The organism is Gammaproteobacteria bacterium (genome assembly GCA_021648145.1).
In the GTDB taxonomy this organism is placed as follows: domain Bacteria; phylum Pseudomonadota; class Gammaproteobacteria; order JAADGQ01; family JAADGQ01; genus S141-38.
Window position 1 is genome coordinate 89360 of record JAKITI010000005.1, and the last position, 18112, is coordinate 107471.

Annotated in this window: 22 protein-coding genes and 1 pseudogene; 18 read left to right on the plus strand and 5 right to left on the minus strand. The window is 48.6% G+C overall.

Annotation, left to right across the window (positions count from 1 at the left end; translation table 11 throughout):
• Positions 1-14: 14 nt before the first annotated feature.
• Both L3J70_04585 and L3J70_04590 read right to left on the minus strand, forming a co-directional pair.
• Positions 15-818, minus strand: a complete 804-nt coding sequence (locus L3J70_04585) for an FprA family A-type flavoprotein (GenBank protein MCF6235640.1) — start codon at positions 816-818, stop codon at positions 15-17.
• 25 nt (positions 819-843) lie between these two features.
• Entirely contained in the window at positions 844-1491 is a 648-nt protein-coding gene (locus L3J70_04590) for a hypothetical protein (protein ID MCF6235641.1), read from the minus strand.
• Positions 1492-1612: 121 nt separating this feature from the next.
• Here L3J70_04590 and L3J70_04595 point away from each other — a divergent pair, with 121 nt between their 5' ends.
• Positions 1613-1837: a hypothetical protein gene (locus tag L3J70_04595; protein ID MCF6235642.1), complete on the plus strand. Its 225-nt coding sequence runs from the start codon at positions 1613-1615 to the stop codon at positions 1835-1837.
• A 30-nt stretch (positions 1838-1867) separates the two neighbouring features.
• A complete protein-coding gene (locus L3J70_04600) occupies positions 1868-3457 on the plus strand; it encodes an AAA family ATPase (GenBank protein MCF6235643.1) in 1590 nt (529 codons plus the stop codon).
• A gap of 51 nt (positions 3458-3508) precedes the next feature.
• On the opposite strand, the gene ppa is transcribed toward L3J70_04600, so the two are convergent.
• Positions 3509-4045, minus strand: coding sequence for an inorganic diphosphatase (gene ppa / locus L3J70_04605; GenBank protein MCF6235644.1), 537 nt, complete (start codon positions 4043-4045; stop codon positions 3509-3511).
• 245 nt (positions 4046-4290) lie between these two features.
• Between ppa and L3J70_04610 the strand changes: the two genes are divergently transcribed.
• The 11 genes and pseudogenes from L3J70_04610 (at position 4291) to L3J70_04660 (ending at position 12665) form a co-directional block, all read left to right on the plus strand.
• Positions 4291-4941 (plus strand): adenylate kinase, encoded by a 651-nt coding sequence (locus tag L3J70_04610; GenBank protein ID MCF6235645.1) that lies wholly within the window; start codon positions 4291-4293, stop codon positions 4939-4941.
• Positions 4942-4949: 8 nt separating this feature from the next.
• Positions 4950-5960 (plus strand): porphobilinogen synthase, encoded by a 1011-nt coding sequence (gene hemB / locus L3J70_04615; protein ID MCF6235646.1) that lies wholly within the window; start codon positions 4950-4952, stop codon positions 5958-5960.
• 74 nt (positions 5961-6034) lie between these two features.
• The gene (locus tag L3J70_04620) at positions 6035-6586 is read left to right on the plus strand and encodes a Na+/H+ antiporter subunit E (protein MCF6235647.1); all 552 of its coding nucleotides are present in this window, start codon (positions 6035-6037) and stop codon (positions 6584-6586) included.
• A gap of 3 nt (positions 6587-6589) precedes the next feature.
• Positions 6590-6862, plus strand: a complete 273-nt coding sequence (locus tag L3J70_04625) for a monovalent cation/H+ antiporter complex subunit F (GenBank protein ID MCF6235648.1) — start codon at positions 6590-6592, stop codon at positions 6860-6862.
• Positions 6855-7148, plus strand: coding sequence for a monovalent cation/H(+) antiporter subunit G (gene mnhG / locus L3J70_04630; GenBank protein ID MCF6235649.1), 294 nt, complete (start codon positions 6855-6857; stop codon positions 7146-7148). Before L3J70_04625 ends, mnhG begins: the two co-directional genes overlap by 8 nt.
• A 2-nt stretch (positions 7149-7150) precedes the next feature.
• Positions 7151-7360: pseudogene (locus L3J70_04635) on the plus strand (DUF4040 domain-containing protein).
• A 73-nt stretch (positions 7361-7433) separates the two neighbouring features.
• Positions 7434-8117, plus strand: a complete 684-nt coding sequence (locus tag L3J70_04640; GenBank protein ID MCF6235650.1) for a sodium:proton antiporter — start codon at positions 7434-7436, stop codon at positions 8115-8117.
• Positions 8114-8422 (plus strand): NADH-quinone oxidoreductase subunit K, encoded by a 309-nt coding sequence (locus L3J70_04645; GenBank protein MCF6235651.1) that lies wholly within the window; start codon positions 8114-8116, stop codon positions 8420-8422. Before L3J70_04640 ends, L3J70_04645 begins: the two co-directional genes overlap by 4 nt.
• A 12-nt stretch (positions 8423-8434) precedes the next feature.
• Complete coding sequence (locus L3J70_04650; GenBank protein ID MCF6235652.1) at positions 8435-9874, plus strand: oxidoreductase; 1440 nt, start codon at positions 8435-8437, stop codon at positions 9872-9874.
• Positions 9871-11367, plus strand: a complete 1497-nt coding sequence (locus L3J70_04655; protein MCF6235653.1) for a monovalent cation/H+ antiporter subunit D family protein — start codon at positions 9871-9873, stop codon at positions 11365-11367. The genes L3J70_04650 and L3J70_04655 overlap by 4 nt, the downstream gene beginning before the upstream one ends.
• Before the next feature lie 23 nt (positions 11368-11390).
• The gene (locus tag L3J70_04660) at positions 11391-12665 is read left to right on the plus strand and encodes a formate hydrogenlyase (protein MCF6235654.1); all 1275 of its coding nucleotides are present in this window, start codon (positions 11391-11393) and stop codon (positions 12663-12665) included.
• A 62-nt stretch (positions 12666-12727) separates the two neighbouring features.
• On the opposite strand, the gene L3J70_04665 is transcribed toward L3J70_04660, so the two are convergent.
• Together L3J70_04665 and L3J70_04670 are read right to left on the minus strand one after the other, a co-directional pair.
• Positions 12728-13318, minus strand: coding sequence for a thiamine phosphate synthase (locus L3J70_04665; GenBank protein ID MCF6235655.1), 591 nt, complete (start codon positions 13316-13318; stop codon positions 12728-12730).
• A gap of 265 nt (positions 13319-13583) precedes the next feature.
• On the minus strand, positions 13584-14147 hold the full coding sequence (locus L3J70_04670; GenBank protein ID MCF6235656.1) for a YfaZ family protein: 564 nt from the start codon (positions 14145-14147) through the stop codon (positions 13584-13586).
• Between the two features lie 125 nt (positions 14148-14272).
• On the opposite strand from L3J70_04670, the gene L3J70_04675 reads away from it, so the two are divergent.
• From L3J70_04675 to L3J70_04695, 5 genes are read left to right on the plus strand one after another with little or no spacing between them, the layout of a single operon-like run.
• Entirely contained in the window at positions 14273-14836 is a 564-nt protein-coding gene (locus tag L3J70_04675) for a YqgE/AlgH family protein (protein MCF6235657.1), read from the plus strand.
• Positions 14829-15284: a Holliday junction resolvase RuvX gene (gene ruvX / locus L3J70_04680; GenBank protein MCF6235658.1), complete on the plus strand. Its 456-nt coding sequence runs from the start codon at positions 14829-14831 to the stop codon at positions 15282-15284. Before L3J70_04675 ends, ruvX begins: the two co-directional genes overlap by 8 nt.
• Before the next feature lie 15 nt (positions 15285-15299).
• Entirely contained in the window at positions 15300-15806 is a 507-nt protein-coding gene (pyrR, locus tag L3J70_04685; protein ID MCF6235659.1) for a bifunctional pyr operon transcriptional regulator/uracil phosphoribosyltransferase PyrR, read from the plus strand.
• 14 nt (positions 15807-15820) lie between these two features.
• Positions 15821-16816: an aspartate carbamoyltransferase catalytic subunit gene (locus tag L3J70_04690; protein ID MCF6235660.1), complete on the plus strand. Its 996-nt coding sequence runs from the start codon at positions 15821-15823 to the stop codon at positions 16814-16816.
• A complete protein-coding gene (locus tag L3J70_04695) occupies positions 16816-18099 on the plus strand; it encodes a dihydroorotase (GenBank protein MCF6235661.1) in 1284 nt (427 codons plus the stop codon). The genes L3J70_04690 and L3J70_04695 overlap by 1 nt, the downstream gene beginning before the upstream one ends.
• The last annotated feature ends 13 nt before the right edge of the window (positions 18100-18112 follow it).

Below are 18112 nucleotides of genomic sequence, written 5' to 3' on the forward strand. Positions count from 1 at the left end.
ATAACAGGTGCTGACTATAAAGCCATCACCATTTCATTCGTTTTTTCAGCTTCCGCTTTTTCTAACTCAGCACTTTCCCATTCATCCCAACCATTACCGACACGCAATGCATCCAGCCAATTCAGGAATCGCGCAACATCTTCTCCTTGAAAAATAGAACCATGCTGCGGTGCAATCATATCAATATCCAGTTTTCTCACCATAGAGACCCACCGTGACTTGGCTTCATTCGATGGCATCCAGCGACGATGAAAATACTCCATATAACCAATATGCTCTTGAAAATCTTTTACAAAAAGATCATCGTTATCTTCGGGTAACAACGCCGCACCAATATCTCCCGAAAACAGAATTTTTGCCTCAGCATCGTAGAGACTCAAATTTCCCGATGAATGCATATAGTGTGCAGGCAATGCTTGCAATGGCAAATCTTCCAGCATCACAATGCCACCTTTATCAGGTATTGCATTGATATTTTCCTCCAACACCCCAAAATGCGTAATAAACCCGACCCATACACTCGGCATATGCACTTTAATATGAGGCATCGCCTGAACCCATAATGTTAATGACGAAATAACGTCGGGATCCTGATGTGATGCAAAGAGACTATCCAGATTGCGCAAATCAAAATGTTTAGAGAGCTCTGCAGCCGTTGTCGAAAAATTTTCAATTCCGCCCGGATCAAGCAACAAACCTTTACCATTTTTTTCAATCAAATATTGATTGGTATCAATAACTTCATCACGCTTGTTTTTATCTCGTCCAATGACACTCCAAACATGGCCATTTCTGCTAAAAAGTTGCTTTTTTATCATTTATTTATCCCTAAAATGAAGTAGTTCATGCTGTCTTTAATTCAACGATTAATATAATTTCATCTAGCACAGAAGTGATTTTACTGGATTGATCTTTCAATATTTTGACCAGTGAACGCAACATATTTACCACCGCTTGAAAGCTCTCACCCCCGCCTTCAGAGACCTCTGCTTCTACAGCAGAATATACCGAAAGGTATTGTCCTTTTTTTGATAGTTCCTTCAGTGGAGAAAGTTGCTCCTGCAACCGTTTAAATTGCCTCTTCAATGACTCCACCTCCAAGGCCTCATTTTTTTTCATTTTATCGACTGAATGGCTAAAAAATTCTCTGGGTGTTTTATCGCTTGAGGCTTCGTGTTTTTCAAGAATACGTTGAAACATTCTTTTATTATTATCCAGCGTCACGACTTTGGAAGAGAGAGAGACAACCTCATCAATAATTTTTCGGGTGCTGAGTATGCAGTGAGAAACATCATCACTCAGTAGCTGAATATCCTGCGTCAAGACCCTAAAAGTATTTCCATGACTGCCTGCTCGTGCAGCTGCACAGCTTGCATTTGAAGAGAGCAATCGCATCCTTTTCGTCAGCGGCACCATTTTGTAAATTTCCGTATTGAGTGATACGCACCGCCTAAAAATATCCAGTTGCTCTGATGTCGATGAAAAATCCATTTTTTACTCACCATTTATAATAGTTAAGAAGTGAAAAGTTAATCCGCTTGATTAATCAGGTAAAATCTGTATATTTTGGTTCTATCGGCTCTATACGAAAAAACTGTAAATGCGCATCTACATGCAAATAACCCCAAAAGACCAACCCCTTCGCTTTTGTCACCTATTGGTACAGCAAGATTTACTCGGCAGTTGGGTCTTTATTAAAGAGGTCGGTTATCAAGGCGCGGCGGGACGCATCAAACGTGAACTTTGCAAAGATCAGTTGCACGGACAAAAAGTACTGACTCAACAACGCGATCTGATGCTAAGAAAGGGATTTCGTGTCGTATTCTCAGAAAATTAAACCTAACATGCGTATTCACAGGAGTTAAATATGAATGACAGTAACCGATTAGCATCGGACTTATCTCCTGATTTGGGGCTGGATCAATTCCCGCAAGAGCCTTTTGATGATACAGATTCTCCTGAATTTTTTTACCCTGAGCACACCCGTATTCAGCGCTTACGTCTTTTATTACACCTTACATCACTGGATGAAATATTATTAATCATCGGCCAGCCAGGGGCTGGAAAAACAATGTTACTCAAGCAGTTTTTACTTCAAGCCAAAGAGAATGCTTCGGTCAATTTAATTGATGTTTCTGATATAAAAAATGAGATCCAGTTTCTCACGTCAATCGCTGAAGTCCTCGGCCTTGATCTGACTCAAAAAGAACCTGAACAGCCTTTAAAACATCAAATTCTTGATGCAATCAAAGATCTGCAACAAACAAAATTACGCACAATCCTAGCCATTGATAATGCTCACAAGTTAAACATAGAGTGCCTTCAATGCATAGAAGCGATTGTTCGTCATACCCAGCAACATAGCAAGCCTCTGCACATCGTGATCGCTGGGGATACCGAGATCCAGGAAACATTAGAACATCCAGACCTTAAAGCGCTAAAACAGAGCATTCTTCATACATTTGAAATCCCACCTTTTGATGAACATCAAACGAAAGAGTATATTCTGCATCGCCTGCATGCAGCCAATTATCATAACCACGCATTATTTACACCTGCAATAATTAAAAAAATTTATAAACAATCAGAAGGGCTGCCTGAACGCATCAATACATTAGCCCGCCAAACCATTAACTCACAGGAAGAGCTGGCATTATTTGCATTTGAGACAACGACAGAAGAATCACAAGAAGAAAAGCCGACTTTAGCTTTTGTCCAAAAAATTAAAAATATGTGGAATACAAAAAGGCTTATTCCAGTCATACTGATTGCCAGCGTTATTGCATTCATTTTTATTTTACAAAGCATCATCAGTAACCACTTTACCGATGAAACAACCACTCAACACACAGAAGCACTTATATTACCCACAATTGACAAGACGACACAGCAACCTATTGCCACGAACAAAATAACAGAAAATTCAAACAACTCTTATTCGGCAACAAGTCAAATACCACCTAACACCACCAATCAACAAACAACGCCAGAACCCACCGCAACCGAAACACCGCAGCACCCCAAAGAAGCAGAGCCTGAAATTATTCAGGAAATAGTCAATACCCCTAAGCCCATATCAAAGCCACCGATTACCACAATACAACAAACAAAAGCTGTGCCTGTTCAAACAGAAAAACAGACGACAAAAACACCTGCGATAAAAAACAAAGAGTGGGTTAACAAACAAAACGAAGAGCACTATACTTTACAGATATTTGCAGTCAGCAAAAAAGAGGCGATGCTTGACTTTATCCAAGACAATCAACTCATGGATCAAAGCACCTACTTAGGTTTTGAACGTAATGGTACAAATTTATACGTGATGTTCTATGGAAGTTATGAAAATCGTGACCTTGCCTCTAAAGCAATCAACAATCTTCCCGTCTCACTTGCAAGCTTCAAGCCCTGGATACGCAGTTATGGCAGTATTCAAGAAGCAATAAAAAATAACCCATGACACACACAAAAGGGAGCTCACACTCCCTTTTTTATTATTGAATTATGAAAATTACTTCAGCGAATCTTCGTAACGCTTAACACCTTCAATAATTTCAGCTTTAGCTTCATCTACACCCACCCAATTTTCCACTTTAACCCATTTATTAGGCTCCAGATCTTTATAATGTTCAAAAAAGTGAGTAATCTGGTCGAGTAACAGTTGCGAAAGATCTTCAGGTTTTTTGACATTAGAGTAAATCTTGCTGAGCTTATCAACAGGCACTGCAATCAATTTTGCATCAAAACCTGCTTCATCCGTCATGCGAAGCATTCCGACTGGGCGTACGCGTATGACCGCACCACTTACTAAAGGAAATGGTGTCACGACCAATACATCAACAGGGTCACCATCATCAGATAAAGTGTTTGGCACATAACCATAATTGCAAGGATAGTGCATGGCTGTGCTCATAAAACGATCAACAAATAGTGCACCGCTATCTTTGTCTACTTCATACTTTACTGGATCACTATGAGCAGGAATTTCGATAATGACATTGACATCGTTAGGTACATCTTTGCCCACACTGACTGCATTTAAACTCATTGTTTTAATTTCTCCTGTTTGATTGTTCACTTCACCGAGAACAAACCATCCTGTTCTTACGATGAGTGTATAACTTTATAAAGATTGGAAATAGAAAAGATTATGAAACGCAACGAATTATAGCGTTCTCGTCGCTAAATCTCAAAAATGCAATCAAACACAATATAAATCATGTCGTTTTATTGCCAAATCAGGCATAGTTTCGATTATAATATTTGCAATATTCAATCAAAGAGGTATTCGCTATGAGAATCGTTTTTTTAGGGGCACCGGGGTCAGGCAAAGGCACCCAAGCAAAGCTACTTGTTGAAAAATTTGGAATACCACAAATTGCGACAGGTGATTTATTACGGGAAGCGGTTGCTAAAAAAACAACTCTTGGCCAAGAAGCTAAAACTGCGATGGATGCGGGGCAACTGGTCTCGGATGAAATTGTTCTCGGCATGATTAAACAGCGGCTATCAGAGCCTGATACTCACTCGGGCTTTATTCTGGATGGTTTTCCAAGAAATATTAGCCAGGCTCAATCTCTTGGTGAGGTACTAAAAGAGCTGAACCAACCTCTGCAAGGCGCTATTTATTTGAGTGTTGATTTTGATATTTTGCTTAGACGAATTACTGGACGACGTACCTGCGAAGATTGTGGGCAGGTCTATAATATTTACACCACACCGCCAGAAAACGATGGAAAATGTGATAAATGTGGCGGCAACCTGTTGCACCGCGCGGATGACAATGAGTCAACCATCAGCAAGCGACTTGATGTATTTAATCAGCAAACCAAGCCGCTAACGGATTACTATCAATCACAAAACAGACTCCACACCGTTCAAGGCATTGGAGATATTGATCATATTTTCAACTCCACATGCAGCATAATAAATCAATTTTCCTAGGAATTATCATGCCTACTATTCTTCAAAGCCAATTCCCAAATAACCGTATGCGTCGTATGCGCTTTGATGAATTTTCTCGTCGTTTGATGCGTGAAAATGTGCTCACTGCAAATGATCTGATCTATCCCATGTTCGTCTTGAACGAACCAACAAAGCGCGAAGCCATATCTTCAATGCCGGGTGTGGAGCGAGTCGGTATTAACGAATTACTAAAAGAAGCGGAGCAACTTGTTCAACTCGGCGTACCTGCGGTGGCTCTGTTTCCAGTCACCCCTCAAGAGTGTAAAACTGAAGATGCCTCTGAAGCCTTCAACCCTGAAGGGTTAGCGCAACGTGCCGTACGCGCCCTAAAAAAAGAGTTTCCTGAGCTAGGAGTCATCACGGATGTTGCGCTGGATCCCTTCACGACTCATGGCCAAGATGGACTCATTGATAAAAAAGGTTATGTACTAAACGATGAGACGATTGAGGTTTTAGTCAAACAGGCGCTATCACATGCCGAAGCGGGTGCTGATGTTGTCGCACCCTCCGATATGATGGATGGCCGCATTGGCCGTATACGCAATGCGCTGGAAGAGAGAGGTTTTCGTAATACACGAATTCTGGCCTACGCAGCCAAATATGCCTCCAGTTTTTACGGCCCTTTTCGGGATGCTGTGGGTTCCAGTGCTAACCTTGGAAGTGGCAACAAATACAGTTACCAAATGGACCCTGCCAATAGCAATGAAGCCCTCAGAGAGGTTGCGCTTGATTTAAATGAAGGCGCAGATATGGTGATGATCAAGCCTGGCATGCCTTACCTGGATATTGTTTATAAAATCAAGCAACAGTTAGCTGTGCCTACGTTTGTTTATCAAGTGAGCGGGGAATACAGCATGCTAATGGCCGCAGCTCAAAATGGCTGGCTAGATAAAAAGGCCGTTGTACTCGAATCACTGCTTTCAATGAAACGTGCCGGTGCCGATGGAATTTTGACCTATTTTGCCAAAGATGTTGCCCAGTGGTTAAAGGAAGCTTAATCTGGTTTTAAAGGGATCGCACAATAGGTAAGTTATTTCGTGACCGCTCCTTAGTTAAACATGTTGGATTGATTATGTGCACAATTGATCGAAAACAAAGTTTAGAGTTGACTCCGCAAAAGTCAATATTTTTCTATTTGCAGAACGGATGGCTACGTGCTGTTCTGTTTGCCCTGATTTGGTGGATACTCACTGATGGCGTGGCCGCTTCATGGCTGGTTGGCGCGCCAGTGGTGGTGCTGGCGACATTGGCCAGCATGGCGCTACTGCCCCCTTTTTCCTGCTCCTTGCTCGGAGTTGTACGATTTGTACCTTTTTTTCTCTGGCGCTCCCTGTGTGGCGGAGCGGACGTGGCCAGACGAGCCCTACATCCACGGCTGCCAATCTCTCCAGGAGTGTTTGATTACCCATGGCGATTGCCACCAGGGCTGCCTCGACTCTTTATGGCCAACACCGTAAGCCTGCTGCCAGGGACGTTGAGCGCCGAGCTAAGCGAGAAGTATCTGCACGTTCATGTGCTCGATCAAACCGTTGCGTTTACCGAGTCATTGAAGGTATTGGAGCAGCAGGTGGCCGGAGTGTTTGGAATTAAGTTGCTGGAAACAGACCGCTGCGGGGGTAAGTGAGCGATGGAGCTGTTGTATTTGGGCGTGGCGCTGTTTCTCTTATTGACGTTGATTGCCGGGCTGTGGCGCGTATTGCGCGGCCCGACAGCGGCAGACCGTATGCTTGCAGCGCAGTTATTTGGCACCACTGCGGTGGCCTCTCTGCTGCTGCTGGCGCAAGCGTTTGATCAGCCACCGTTGCGTGATGTGGCGCTGGTGTTCGCACTGCTGGCGGCAGTAACCGCCGTTGCCTTTGTGCGACGTATCTGGGCAGCTGGAGAGCAGAACCGTGACTGACACCCTGACATCACTACTGTTGATTACCGGGGCGATATTCTTTTTGGCGGGAACCGTTGGCCTGCTGCGTTTCCCCGACATCTATACCCGCCTGCATGCGCTGACCAAGGCTGACAACGTGGGGCTGGGACTGGTGGTTGTAGCCCTTGCCCTGCAGGCGGAATCACTGGCCGCTGCGGGCAAGCTGCTATTGATCTGGGGGCTGGTGTTGCTCGCGGGCGCCAGTATTGCCCATTTAGTGGCCACCACAGCGCGGCAAAGAGGGATTAAACCGTGGAAGCGGTAACTCTGTTGCAGCAGGCATTCGATGCCGTGCTGGGGGTCGCTTTGTTATGGCTGGCCTGGCAGGCGCTGGCAAGTCCAGAACTGTTTCGGGCGATTGTGCTGTTTATCGCCTTCGGGCTGTTGATGGCGCTGGCCTGGGTGCGGCTTGATGCCCCAGATGTCGCCTTGGCTGAGGCGGCTATCGGCGCGGGTCTGACAGGTGCTCTGTTACTGGCGGCACTAGCAAGGCTCGAATCAAAAAACAAAACAGAGACCCGCCACAAGCGTGACAGGGAGAGCGGAAAGCATGACTGATGAGGCTAAACATCCACAGCTGTTTCGGTGGCTGCTTGTGGGGCTACTCTCTGTTCTGGCCGCAGGGCTTGGCTACGCGATACTGAGCCTGCCAGCGTTGAGTCCTGGTTTGAGTGAACAGGTCGCGTTAAAACTCGACACCAGCGGTGTAAGCAATCCGGTCACTGCGGTGCTGCTTAACTTCCGTGCTTACGACACCTTGCTAGAGTTGGCTGTGCTGCTGCTGGCACTGCTGGGAATCTGGTCACTCGGGAGCATTCAGGAACGCCACGAGCCATCCCCCGGCCCAGTGCTGGATATGCTATCGCGCCTGCTGGTTCCGTTACTGATTCTAGTAGCTGGCTACCTGCTGTGGGTTGGTTCCCACGCGCCGGGCGGTGCCTTTCAGGCCGGTTCGGTGCTGGGGGCAGCCGGGGTGTTGTTGTTGCTAGCGGGTTGGCGTATTGAAGCTCAATTTACGGGACTATCACTACGTATTGTGCTGGTCATGGGGCTGGGAGTGTTTGTGGTGGTGGGGGTCGTGGCAATACTCCAAGGGGGGCAGCTACTGGAATACCCACCCTCATTTGCCGCCACACTGATACTGCTGATCGAGGCCGCAGCCACCGTGTCTATTGGTATTACCTTGGCCGCCCTGTTTCTGGGTGGTCGACCGGAGACAGAGGAGCGCAGATGAACGCCGCTTTCCTCTATGCACTGGTCGGAACCGGACTGTTTACTCTGGGTCTCTACGCTTTGATTATTCACCCGCACCTGCTGCGCAAGATCCTCGCCCTTAATGTGATGGGCAGTGGGGTGTTTCTGGTATTGGTGGCACTCGCGGCTCGTAGTGATGGGGGCGCACCGGATCCTGTTCCGCACGCCATGGTGATTACCGGCATCGTGGTGGCCATTTCGGCCACAGCTCTGGCGCTGGCACTGCTGCTGAGAATGCAGGCTGAAACAGGTCGGGCTGAGCTTCCCGAAGAGCCGTTGGAATAACTACTGGTGCCTGTGTCAATACTGGATATCCACTGGGGTGTGTTGGTCATTTTGTTGCCACTGGCCGGTGCTGTGGCCTGTTTTTTGTGGCCACGGCGTAACGTACCGCTGGGCCTGGTTAGTGCATTGGGTATTGTCACCTGCGTCGCAGGGCTGGGCTGGCAGGTGGTGAAACAGGGTACGCAACGCTATGAAGTTGGCGGTTGGGGCGCGCCGCTAGGTATCGACCTTTACGCTGATGGCCTGAGTTTGCTGATGCTGATGGTAACGGCAGTGGTGGGGCTGAGCATCAGCGTCTATTCCTGCTGCTATTTTGATCGAGACAAAGGGCAACATTTTTGGCCGCTGTGGTTGTTACTGTGGGCAGCGCTGAACGCCCTGTTTCTCTCCGCCGACATATTCAATCTCTACGTCACCCTAGAGCTGATGGGGTTAGCAGCAGTGGCGCTGGTGGCATTAGCTGGGGGTGCGCATGCACTGAACGGTGCTATGCGTTACCTGCTGGTCAGCCTGCTGGGGTCGCTGTGCTATCTGCTGGGTGTTGCGCTGCTCTATCATAGCTTTGGTAGCGTTGACATTGCGATATTGGCCACGCGGGTAGAGCCTTCCCCCGCCGCGTGGGTAGCGATGGGGCTGATAAGTGCCGGATTGCTGCTTAAAACGGCGCTGTTTCCGCTGCACTTTTGGCTACCATCGGCCCATGCTAGTGCCCCGACACCCGTAAGCGCGCTGCTGTCCGCGCTGGTGGTGAAAGCGTCGTTTTATATTTTGCTGCGTCTGTGGCTGGAGGTCTTCCCTCTGGCCAACGCCGCGCTGGCTCAGTTACTGGGTTTGCTCGGCGCGGCGGCTGTGCTCTGGGGCGGATTTCAGGCGCTGCGCCAGACGCGACTTAAATTGCTGATCGCCTACTCCACCGTGGCACAAATAGGCTATCTGTTTCTGGCCTTTCCGTTGGCGAGCATCACTGGCTGGAGGGGGGCGCTCTATCTGCTGCTATCCCACGCCGCAGCCAAGACGGCCATGTTCATGGCGGCTGGCAACATCCTCTATTTTGGCGGACATGATCGTATTGCCGACCTTGATCGTGTCGTGCAGCAACTGCCCCTAACGATGACTGCCTTTGCCCTGGCGGGTGTCAGCATTATGGGTCTGCCACCCAGTGGCGGATTTATCGCCAAATGGCTGCTGTTGGAGGCGGCTATTCGTTCGGGGCAGTGGTGGTGGGGAGTCATCCTGATTCTGGGCGGAATGCTCACCGCCGCTTGGGTCTTCAAGGTTATTGGCTACGCCTTTACCCAGTCCGGGGCACCCCACAACACCAGGACAGTGCCCATTAGTATGGAATGGACCGCTCTGGCCATGGCATTGCTCGCCATTGCGCTGGGTCTATTTGCCCCCTGGCCGCTGGCATTAATGGAGATCGGTTTACCTTTTGCTGGGGAGGCGCTATGAACTGGGATACCGGGCTGCCACTGCTCGTTCTTGCCAGCTCACTGTTGCCGGGATTGGTTATTTTTTTTCTGCCCGAGGAGCGCGTTGCAGCCCGTACCCGCTTAAATTTGGCCGGTGCCGTACTCAAACTGGTGCTGGTCGGGGTGATGATCTGGGGTGTTTTTCACGGCCACCATTACGAGGCTCGATTGCCCCTGCTGCCGGGACTGGATCTGGTGCTACGTGCAGATCCTCTATCAATGTTGTTTGTAGTGCTTTCAGCAGTTCTGTGGCTGGTAACAACCGTCTATGCCATCGGCTACCTTGAGGATTCGCCGAACCGCAGCCGCTTTTTCGGATTTTTCAGCCTCTGCGTGACCGCCACGGTTGGGGTGGCATTGGCTGGCAACCTGATTACCTTTTTGCTGTTTTACGAACTGCTAACCCTCGCCACCTACCCGCTGATTGTGCATCGTGGCACCGACGAGGCGCGCAAAGCCGGACGTACCTATCTGATCTACACCGTTGCAGGCGGCGCTTTGTTGCTGATCGGCACAGTATGGCTGTACACCCTTACCGGCACCCTGGAGTTCACCGCACGCGGTTTTTTATCCGTTCTGGATGAATCACACCACACAGCCCTGATCGTCATATTCATACTCTTGATCGCCGGCTTGGGCGTGAAGGCCGCTCTGATTCCCCTGCATGGCTGGCTACCACAGGCAATGGTAGCCCCCGCTCCGGTAAGCGCATTGTTGCATGCGGTTGCGGTAGTGAAGGCGGGTGCCTTCGGTATCGTGCGCGTGGTCTACGATGTCTATGGCATCCAGTTTGCAGCGAGCCTAGGGGTGATGTTGCCATTGGCGATAGTGGCCGCTGTAACTATTATTTACGCTTCGATGCGAGCACTATTTCAGGATGATCTGAAACGCCGACTGGCATTCTCCACCGTCAGCCAGGTTGCCTATATCGTGCTTGGCATCGCTATTGTCGGTCCTATTGCGGCTGTCGGTGGCTTGGTGCATCTGGTGCATCAGGGCGTGATGAAAATCACCCTGTTTTTCTGCGCCGGCAATCTGGCCGAGACGCTGGGAATTCACAAAGTCAGCGAAATGAATGGTGTCGGGAAGCGCATGCCCTGGACCATGGCCGCCTTTACTATCGCCGCCTTTGGCATGATTGGCGCGCCACCACTGGCCGGTTTTATCAGTAAATGGTATCTGGGGTTAGGGGCACTGGATGTCGGACAGGGATGGGTGGTTTTTATCCTCGCTGGCAGCAGCCTGCTTAACGCGGCCTATTTCCTGCCTATTCTGTACGCTGCCTGGTTCAAGGAGCCAGTTGGCTCATGGCCTGCCGAGCGTTGCTTCGGGCGGCATGAGACGGCGTGGGCGCTATTGGCGCCACCACTGGTGACCGCTTTTCTCACCCTGACCCTGGGCTTGCTGGCATCAGCGCCGTTCAGCCCGCTGCAATGGGCGCGTTTTATCACAACTCTGGAATATGCGCCATGAACAGTACGCTGAGCCTGTTTCTGTTGCTAGCGGTACCGTGCTTACCACTGTTACTGGCATTTCCAGCACTACGCTCGCGCCTCACCTGGCCTTGCCATATCGCCCTTTTACCGGTGCTTATTCTTGTGGTTATCCCGGTGGATATTTCCATTGATCTGCCCTGGCTGTTGCTTGGCACTGGACTTGCTATAGACAATGCGTCCCGAATGTTACTGGTGATGTCACTGCTACTTTGGGCGGTTGCCGCGACTCTTTTACATCGATCCAAAAAGAGACCTGAGGACGGTTATCGCGCGACCTTTTTTTTGCTCACCCTAGCGGGTAATCTGGGAGCGATTCTGGCGACTGATCTGGTCAGTTTTTTCGCACTTTCAACACTGATGGGGTACGGATTTTTTGGCCTGCTAGTAACAGCAGGCGGCAAAGGGTCAAAGCGAGCCACACGAGTCTACCTGGCATTCCTGATTTTGGCGGATCTGGCACTATTTGAAGCATTGTTGATCGCCGCTGCAACGAGCGACGGAGATCTGGGCTTCGCCGCAGTGCGCCAGACAATGGCCGAGTCGCCCTCCTCGGGCTTGTATCTGTTGATGGTGCTCACCGCTTTTGCGGCCAAGGCTGCCATCTGGCCGTTGCATGTCTGGTTGCCGTTGGCCTTTCGTGCTGCCCAGCCGGGAGTGGCTCTGCTGCTGGGCACTGTTCCCGTGGCTATCGGGCTGCTTGGGCTTGTACGCTGGCTGCCGCTTGGCGAGATTGCCTTGCCTGGGCTGGGGTTGATCATCCAGGGGCTGGGCATAGCGGCAGTGCTCTACGCCATTCTGGCGGGGGTAAAGCAGGCTCAGATAAAGATGTTACCCGCCTATGCTTCCATTGTTGCCACGGGGTTATATCTCACCGCCCTAGGAGTGGGGCTGGCCGATCCTGTGATGTGGGATCGTTACGGATATCTGGCGCACTATTTCATTGTTTTTCTGGGACTTGGATTGGCTGCACTGACCGCTGGCATCGGCTGGCTGGAGGCGAGAAAGCCATTTTCTGTTGCTCCAGAAAAACAGGAAGACAACTCGACTCAGTGGTTTGAACGCTGGCCTGGTGCACTCCTGTGTTGGGGCAAGCAGATGGGGTTTAACACCTTGCCTCAATTGCGTGCTGCATGGCTGGCTAAAGTGGGGCAGCTCTGGCAATTCCGTGTATGGCAAAAGATGTTGGCCGATAGCGAGTATTCCCTGCAACACTGGACTGTTGCAATCACCCTGTTTCTGTTGTTGGCGATTGTAATCACGTTTATCGCCAAATGAGCACTCACTGGAAACGTTGAATCACCCTGTATCCGTAGACACCTTGGTATATTGGATTATTTTTAATTTTTTAACCGGATAGTAGTGGCATTCCACAGTGAACTTATCGCTGCAATACCTCGCATTCCGTAGTGATGAGCGTCGTCAAGATCATTGAGGCTCATTCCTCCCAAAGCATATACGGGCATATTTGCGATACGACAGAGCCGCTCCGCTTCAAGCCAGCCTAAAACCTCACCATTCGGATGAGAGTTTGTATCTTTGATCGGTGATAGCACAATAAAATCAATACCCATCTGATTGGCTTTTTCGATCTGCTCAGAATTATGGCAAGAAGCCGCCAACCGCTGCCCATGCATTTCAGGTCGTGTTGATAAAGACATGAGCTGAGTGCTCGTTAAATGCATTCCAGCCAACTCTGGTAGATAAGTTGAATTAAATAACAATACAGCATCATACTGATCACAAAGCAGCGCTACTTTTTCAGCGAGCACAGCATACTCATCTGGCATGACTGTTTTTGCTCGAAATTGCACCAAGCGAACCCCCTTTTTCAGGCAACCCGCTAGAGTCTGAAGATATAAATTGTATGGATCAGTCGGCTCGGGCGTAATCAGGTAGCATTCAGGCAAAATAATCGACGTAATAGCCAACCGATATTTCCTGTATGTTATTTTGGGCATACTGCAGATAGCGACTCACCTTGTCGCCTGAAGCCATAGAAGCTGAACTGTATAAAGGGTCTGACGATGCCTGCTTACTAAGTACCTCACCCTCTACCACCTGCTCATATTGCACAGGCGGTGTGTTCAAAGGTATAGGCGCGCGCGATTCACTTGGCCTGTGTGAAGCCACCATACCAGAAGCGTATGACTGAACAACTGAACCAGAAACGTTCAAAAAACAGACCCAGATTTATTAAAAAGAAAATTTAAGACCAAAGTGCCCAGTCGAATCAATTGTGGCATTGTTTCCATTAATTTTTGTTGTCATTCTGCGGTACCCTACATAGACCGATGCTTGTGGCAACACACCATATTCAACAGTCACTTTATATGCAAGAAACCGATCAGCATCCATAAATGATACAATATCAGGGGCATAATTTAGCTGCCCTGTCACCCCAAAGCGATCCAGCGTTGGAGGTGAGTAACGTACCGTAACACCTGGCGCTAAAGCAGCAATATCAACGTTGTCGGGGAATGTTGCGAAAAGCTTGAGCCCAACCCCAAGAAACAAGCCAGGCGCATTCGCTCCCACCTCATCAATCACCTGAATTCCCAGATTGCCAACTACGTCATCATCTTCGGTATACAAAAACCCAATATTAAACTCCGCGTTACCTGGCTGGGTTTTTTGCAGCAAGGTACTGTAGTCCAGAGTTGCACTGTCATTGCTTAATGCCAGATCAATAGTGCCTGCACCCACAACAGAGCAAAAGCCCAGCAAAGACACTCCAGCCAAAACACTCAACTTTTTCATCCGACATCCCTCTATAAATTATTTATACTTAAACAAGCGCAGAATAAGTCTTTTATCAACACCATGCAATGCCAAGGAGCTTCTTTAGCTTGCACCGCTCATCGTGGTACACGATACTGTCAAGTATGAATGATACAAATAACCTGACCAACCAGTTCCTTATTGCAATGCCCACGTTGCTTGATCCCAACTTTTATCACAGCGTCATCTACATCTGTGAACACAACAGTCATGGCACCATGGGCATTATTATCAATCATCCTCTCGATATGGCTCTGGGCGATATTTTGACACAAATGGACATCGCCGCTGTCAATGATGGCATCAAGCAAATGCCTATCTATCATGGTGGCCCCGTTCAAGTTGAGCGTGGCTTCGTTTTACATCGCCCTTCAAGCGATTGGGATGCTGAAAGTAAAGTTGCCGATGATATCGCTATCACAACATCTCGCGATATCCTGATCGCTTTAGCCAAAGGCGAAGGACCCGATGATGCACTGATTGCTCTCGGTTATGCGGCATGGGAGCCAGGGCAGCTTGAGCAAGAGATTGCTGAAAATTCCTGGTTAACCTGCAACGCCAACCCTGCAATTATTTTTGATACTCCCAATCAAAAGCGCTGGTCAGATGCCGCTACATCAATTGGCTTCAAACTGGAACAGCTCACTCACCAGGTCGGCCATGCCTAACCCAAAACCGAATCATTCACAAAAATTGGGTTGCCGTACACTATTAGGGTTTGACTTTGGCACTCAAAAAATTGGAGTGGCAGTGGGTCAAGAACTCACCGGAACAGCGAGACCATTGCAAGTTGTACGAGTTGTCAATTTGAGACCCGACTGGTCGATGATTACGGAAATTTTTAATACATGGAAACCCGATGCCGCTGTGGTCGGCATTCCTCTCAATATGGATGGTTCAGAGCAACCCATGACAGCATCGGCCCAGCGTTTTCAGAGGCAACTGGAAGGCCGTTACCAACTGCCCGTTTATGCCGCTGATGAACGCCTCACCTCTCGAGAGGCAGAAAGCATTTTATATGCCGGTGGAAAACGTGGCAAAGTTCAAGCAGGTGAACTCGACCCTATAGCGGCTCAACTTATCTTAGAAACCTGGCTGCAAGATTATAATAAATAACAAGACACTATATAAATGACTCATACTCAGGCAGAAACAACAGTTTTAATCTCCAACATAAGCCGTGAACTTAAAGTACGCATTGACGCAGGAGAGCTATGCAACCCTGCAATGATAGGAATTCATACAGGTGGCACATGGGTTGCGATGCGCATTCACCAACAACTTGAGCTCGAAACCCCATTAGGTGAACTGAACATCTCTTTTTATCGTGATGATTTTTCACGAAAAGGAATGCAACCACAAGTCAGCCCATCCCACCTCCCCTTTAAAGTGGATGATCGCCATATTATTCTGGTGGATGATGTGCTCTATACAGGTCGCACCATTCGCGCTGCACTGAATGAAATTTTTGATTATGGCCGCCCTGCCACCATCACTTTAGTTGTGCTTGCAATGCGAGATGGACGTGAATTACCGATTCAGGCCGATGTTGTTGGCAGCCATTTTGAGTTAGAATCTCATCAACAAATAAAACTGCAAGGCCCTGATCCTTTAAGTTTACGCATTATGGATATATAAGGAGCTGATTCACTATGAATACCAGGGATGACATCCCGCTTTTTGCGAGCTCTCCGACCAATATTCAAGTCGATAATAAAGGTCGATTACGCCATTTTTTATCCATAGAAGGTCTCAAGAAAAAAGTTCTTTGTGACATTCTTGATACTGCAGAATCTTTTTCCAGTGTTCCCGAACAAAGTATTAAAAAAGTCCCTTTACTGAGGGGTAAAACGATTGTTAATCTATTTTTTGAAAACAGTACTCGCACCCGAACAACGTTTGAATTAGCCGCCAAACGACTCTCTGCTGATGTGATTAATCTTAACATTACCACCTCAGCCGCCAGCAAAGGTGAGTCGCTGCTGGATACATTGCATAACCTGGAAGCCATGCACAGTGATATGTTTGTAGTACGTCATGCCCTGAGTGGCGCGGCTCACTTTATTGCTCAGCATGTATCGCCAAACATAAGCGTCATCAATGCGGGTGATGGCCAACATGCTCACCCCACACAAGCACTGCTCGACATGTTCACTATCAGGCGGCACAAAGGTGAATTTGGTGCATTGAAAGTGGCTATTGTGGGTGATATTTTACACTCTCGTGTCGCACGTTCGCAAATTCAGGCGCTGACCACACTAGGAACCAATGAAGTGCGCATTATTGCCCCTAAAACTCTCATCCCTGCACATGCGACAACCCTCGGTGTTCATATTTACCACGACCTGAAAGAGGGTTTGCGAGGCGTTGACGTTGTGATAATGCTGCGCCTTCAGAGTGAACGAATGCAAGGCGCGCTTCTTCCCAGCGAACATGAGTATTTCCACCTATTTGGCTTGACGGAAGAAAAACTGGATGTCGCCAAATCGGATGCCATCGTAATGCATCCTGGCCCCATCAATCGTGGCGTTGAAATGGATTCAGCCGTTGCCGACGGTGTGCGTTCAGTGATTCTTGAGCAGGTCACTCATGGAATTTCAGTCCGCATGGCGGTGATGTCGATGGCCATGCAGCAGGGAGAAAATTGATGAGCCGACTCTCTATTATTAATGGACGCTTGATTGACCCTGCCAACAATATTGATGCCCCGCATGACATTCATATTAGCGATGGAAAAATTATTGCACTGGGTAATCCACCACAAGGCTTTAGCGCAGATCGTACTCTGGATGCCAGCAACAAGATTGTTTGCCCAGGACTGATTGATCTACGTGCCGCAATGCGAGAGCCAGGGCTTGAGCATATCGCCACTATTGCCAGCGAAACGCGCGCGGCAGCCAGTGCAGGGATTACGACATTATGCTGCCCACCCGACACCCTACCCATTATCGACACGCCAGCCGTTGCCAACCTCATTCGCTATCAAGCCAACCAAGCAGGTTTCGCGCGAGTTTTACCATTAGGCGCACTGACCCAGTCGCTTATCGGTGAGCAGATTAGCGAAATGGTTGCTCTCAAAGAAGCAGGCTGCATTGGTGTCAGCAATGCGCTCAGCCCCATCACCAATACGCTCGTCATGCGTCGTGCAATGGAATATGCCGCCACTTATGATTTAACGGTATTTCTTCATGCCGAAGATGCTTGGTTACGCAACGACGGCTGCGTCCATGAAGGTGCCATGAGTACCCGCTATGGTCTGCCAGGAATACCTGAAGCAGCGGAAACAGTCGCCGTTGCCCGCGACCTTGCACTCATTGAGCAAACAGGCGTACGCGCCCACTTTTGTGGTTTATCAACCGGACGCGCGGTACGCATGATTGGCCGAGCCCAACATGATGGCGTTAACGTCAGCGCCGATGTCACTGCACATCATTTACACTTGAGTGAAGTGGATACCGGCAAGTTCAACAGCATGTGCCACGTTCGCCCACCACTGCGCACGGAGCGCGACCAAAGCAGTCTGCGAATGGGTTTAAAACAAGGAATAATCAGTGCCATTTGCTCTGACCATCAACCGCATAATGCGGATGCAAAGCTGGCTCCTTTCAGCGCCTCTGCTCATGGTATTTCTGCGTTGGAAACCTTGTTACCGTTGTCACTTAAATTGGTGGACGAGCTGCATTTATTGTCACTTTCAGAAGTGATCGCCAGCTTGACTCAGAAACCCGCCAGTATTCTTGGCATTGATGCAGGTACGCTCAGTATTGGTCAGACTGCAGACATCTGCATTTTTGACCCTGAACACGAATGGATATTGTCTGAAAACGCTGTGCAAAGTCAGGGTTTAAACTCCCCCTTTCTTGGCTGGGATCTGAAAGGCCGAGTATTTCACACTCTGCTGAATGGAAGAGTTGTTTTTGAACTTGAATAATAAAACCTCAAAA

Bases quoted from the DNA above. Each gene is read 5' to 3' on its own strand.
- L3J70_04585 (MCF6235640.1), bottom strand. From the start codon at position 818: ATGATAAAAAAGCAACTTTTTAGCAGAAATGGCCATGTTTGGAGTGTC.
- L3J70_04590 (MCF6235641.1), bottom strand. From the start codon at position 1,491: ATGGATTTTTCATCGACATCAGAGCAACTGGATATTTTTAGGCGGTGC.
- L3J70_04595 (MCF6235642.1), top strand. From the start codon at position 1,613: ATGCAAATAACCCCAAAAGACCAACCCCTTCGCTTTTGTCACCTATTG.
- L3J70_04600 (MCF6235643.1), top strand. From the start codon at position 1,868: ATGAATGACAGTAACCGATTAGCATCGGACTTATCTCCTGATTTGGGG.
- ppa (MCF6235644.1), bottom strand. From the start codon at position 4,045: ATGAGTTTAAATGCAGTCAGTGTGGGCAAAGATGTACCTAACGATGTC.
- L3J70_04610 (MCF6235645.1), top strand. From the start codon at position 4,291: ATGAGAATCGTTTTTTTAGGGGCACCGGGGTCAGGCAAAGGCACCCAA.
- hemB (MCF6235646.1), top strand. From the start codon at position 4,950: ATGCCTACTATTCTTCAAAGCCAATTCCCAAATAACCGTATGCGTCGT.
- L3J70_04620 (MCF6235647.1), top strand. From the start codon at position 6,035: ATGTGCACAATTGATCGAAAACAAAGTTTAGAGTTGACTCCGCAAAAG.
- L3J70_04625 (MCF6235648.1), top strand. From the start codon at position 6,590: ATGGAGCTGTTGTATTTGGGCGTGGCGCTGTTTCTCTTATTGACGTTG.
- L3J70_04640 (MCF6235650.1), top strand. From the start codon at position 7,434: ATGACTGATGAGGCTAAACATCCACAGCTGTTTCGGTGGCTGCTTGTG.
- L3J70_04645 (MCF6235651.1), top strand. From the start codon at position 8,114: ATGAACGCCGCTTTCCTCTATGCACTGGTCGGAACCGGACTGTTTACT.
- L3J70_04655 (MCF6235653.1), top strand. From the start codon at position 9,871: ATGAACTGGGATACCGGGCTGCCACTGCTCGTTCTTGCCAGCTCACTG.
- L3J70_04670 (MCF6235656.1), bottom strand. From the start codon at position 14,147: ATGAAAAAGTTGAGTGTTTTGGCTGGAGTGTCTTTGCTGGGCTTTTGC.
- L3J70_04675 (MCF6235657.1), top strand. From the start codon at position 14,273: ATGAATGATACAAATAACCTGACCAACCAGTTCCTTATTGCAATGCCC.
- ruvX (MCF6235658.1), top strand. From the start codon at position 14,829: ATGCCTAACCCAAAACCGAATCATTCACAAAAATTGGGTTGCCGTACA.
- pyrR (MCF6235659.1), top strand. From the start codon at position 15,300: ATGACTCATACTCAGGCAGAAACAACAGTTTTAATCTCCAACATAAGC.
- L3J70_04690 (MCF6235660.1), top strand. From the start codon at position 15,821: ATGAATACCAGGGATGACATCCCGCTTTTTGCGAGCTCTCCGACCAAT.
- L3J70_04695 (MCF6235661.1), top strand. From the start codon at position 16,816: ATGAGCCGACTCTCTATTATTAATGGACGCTTGATTGACCCTGCCAAC.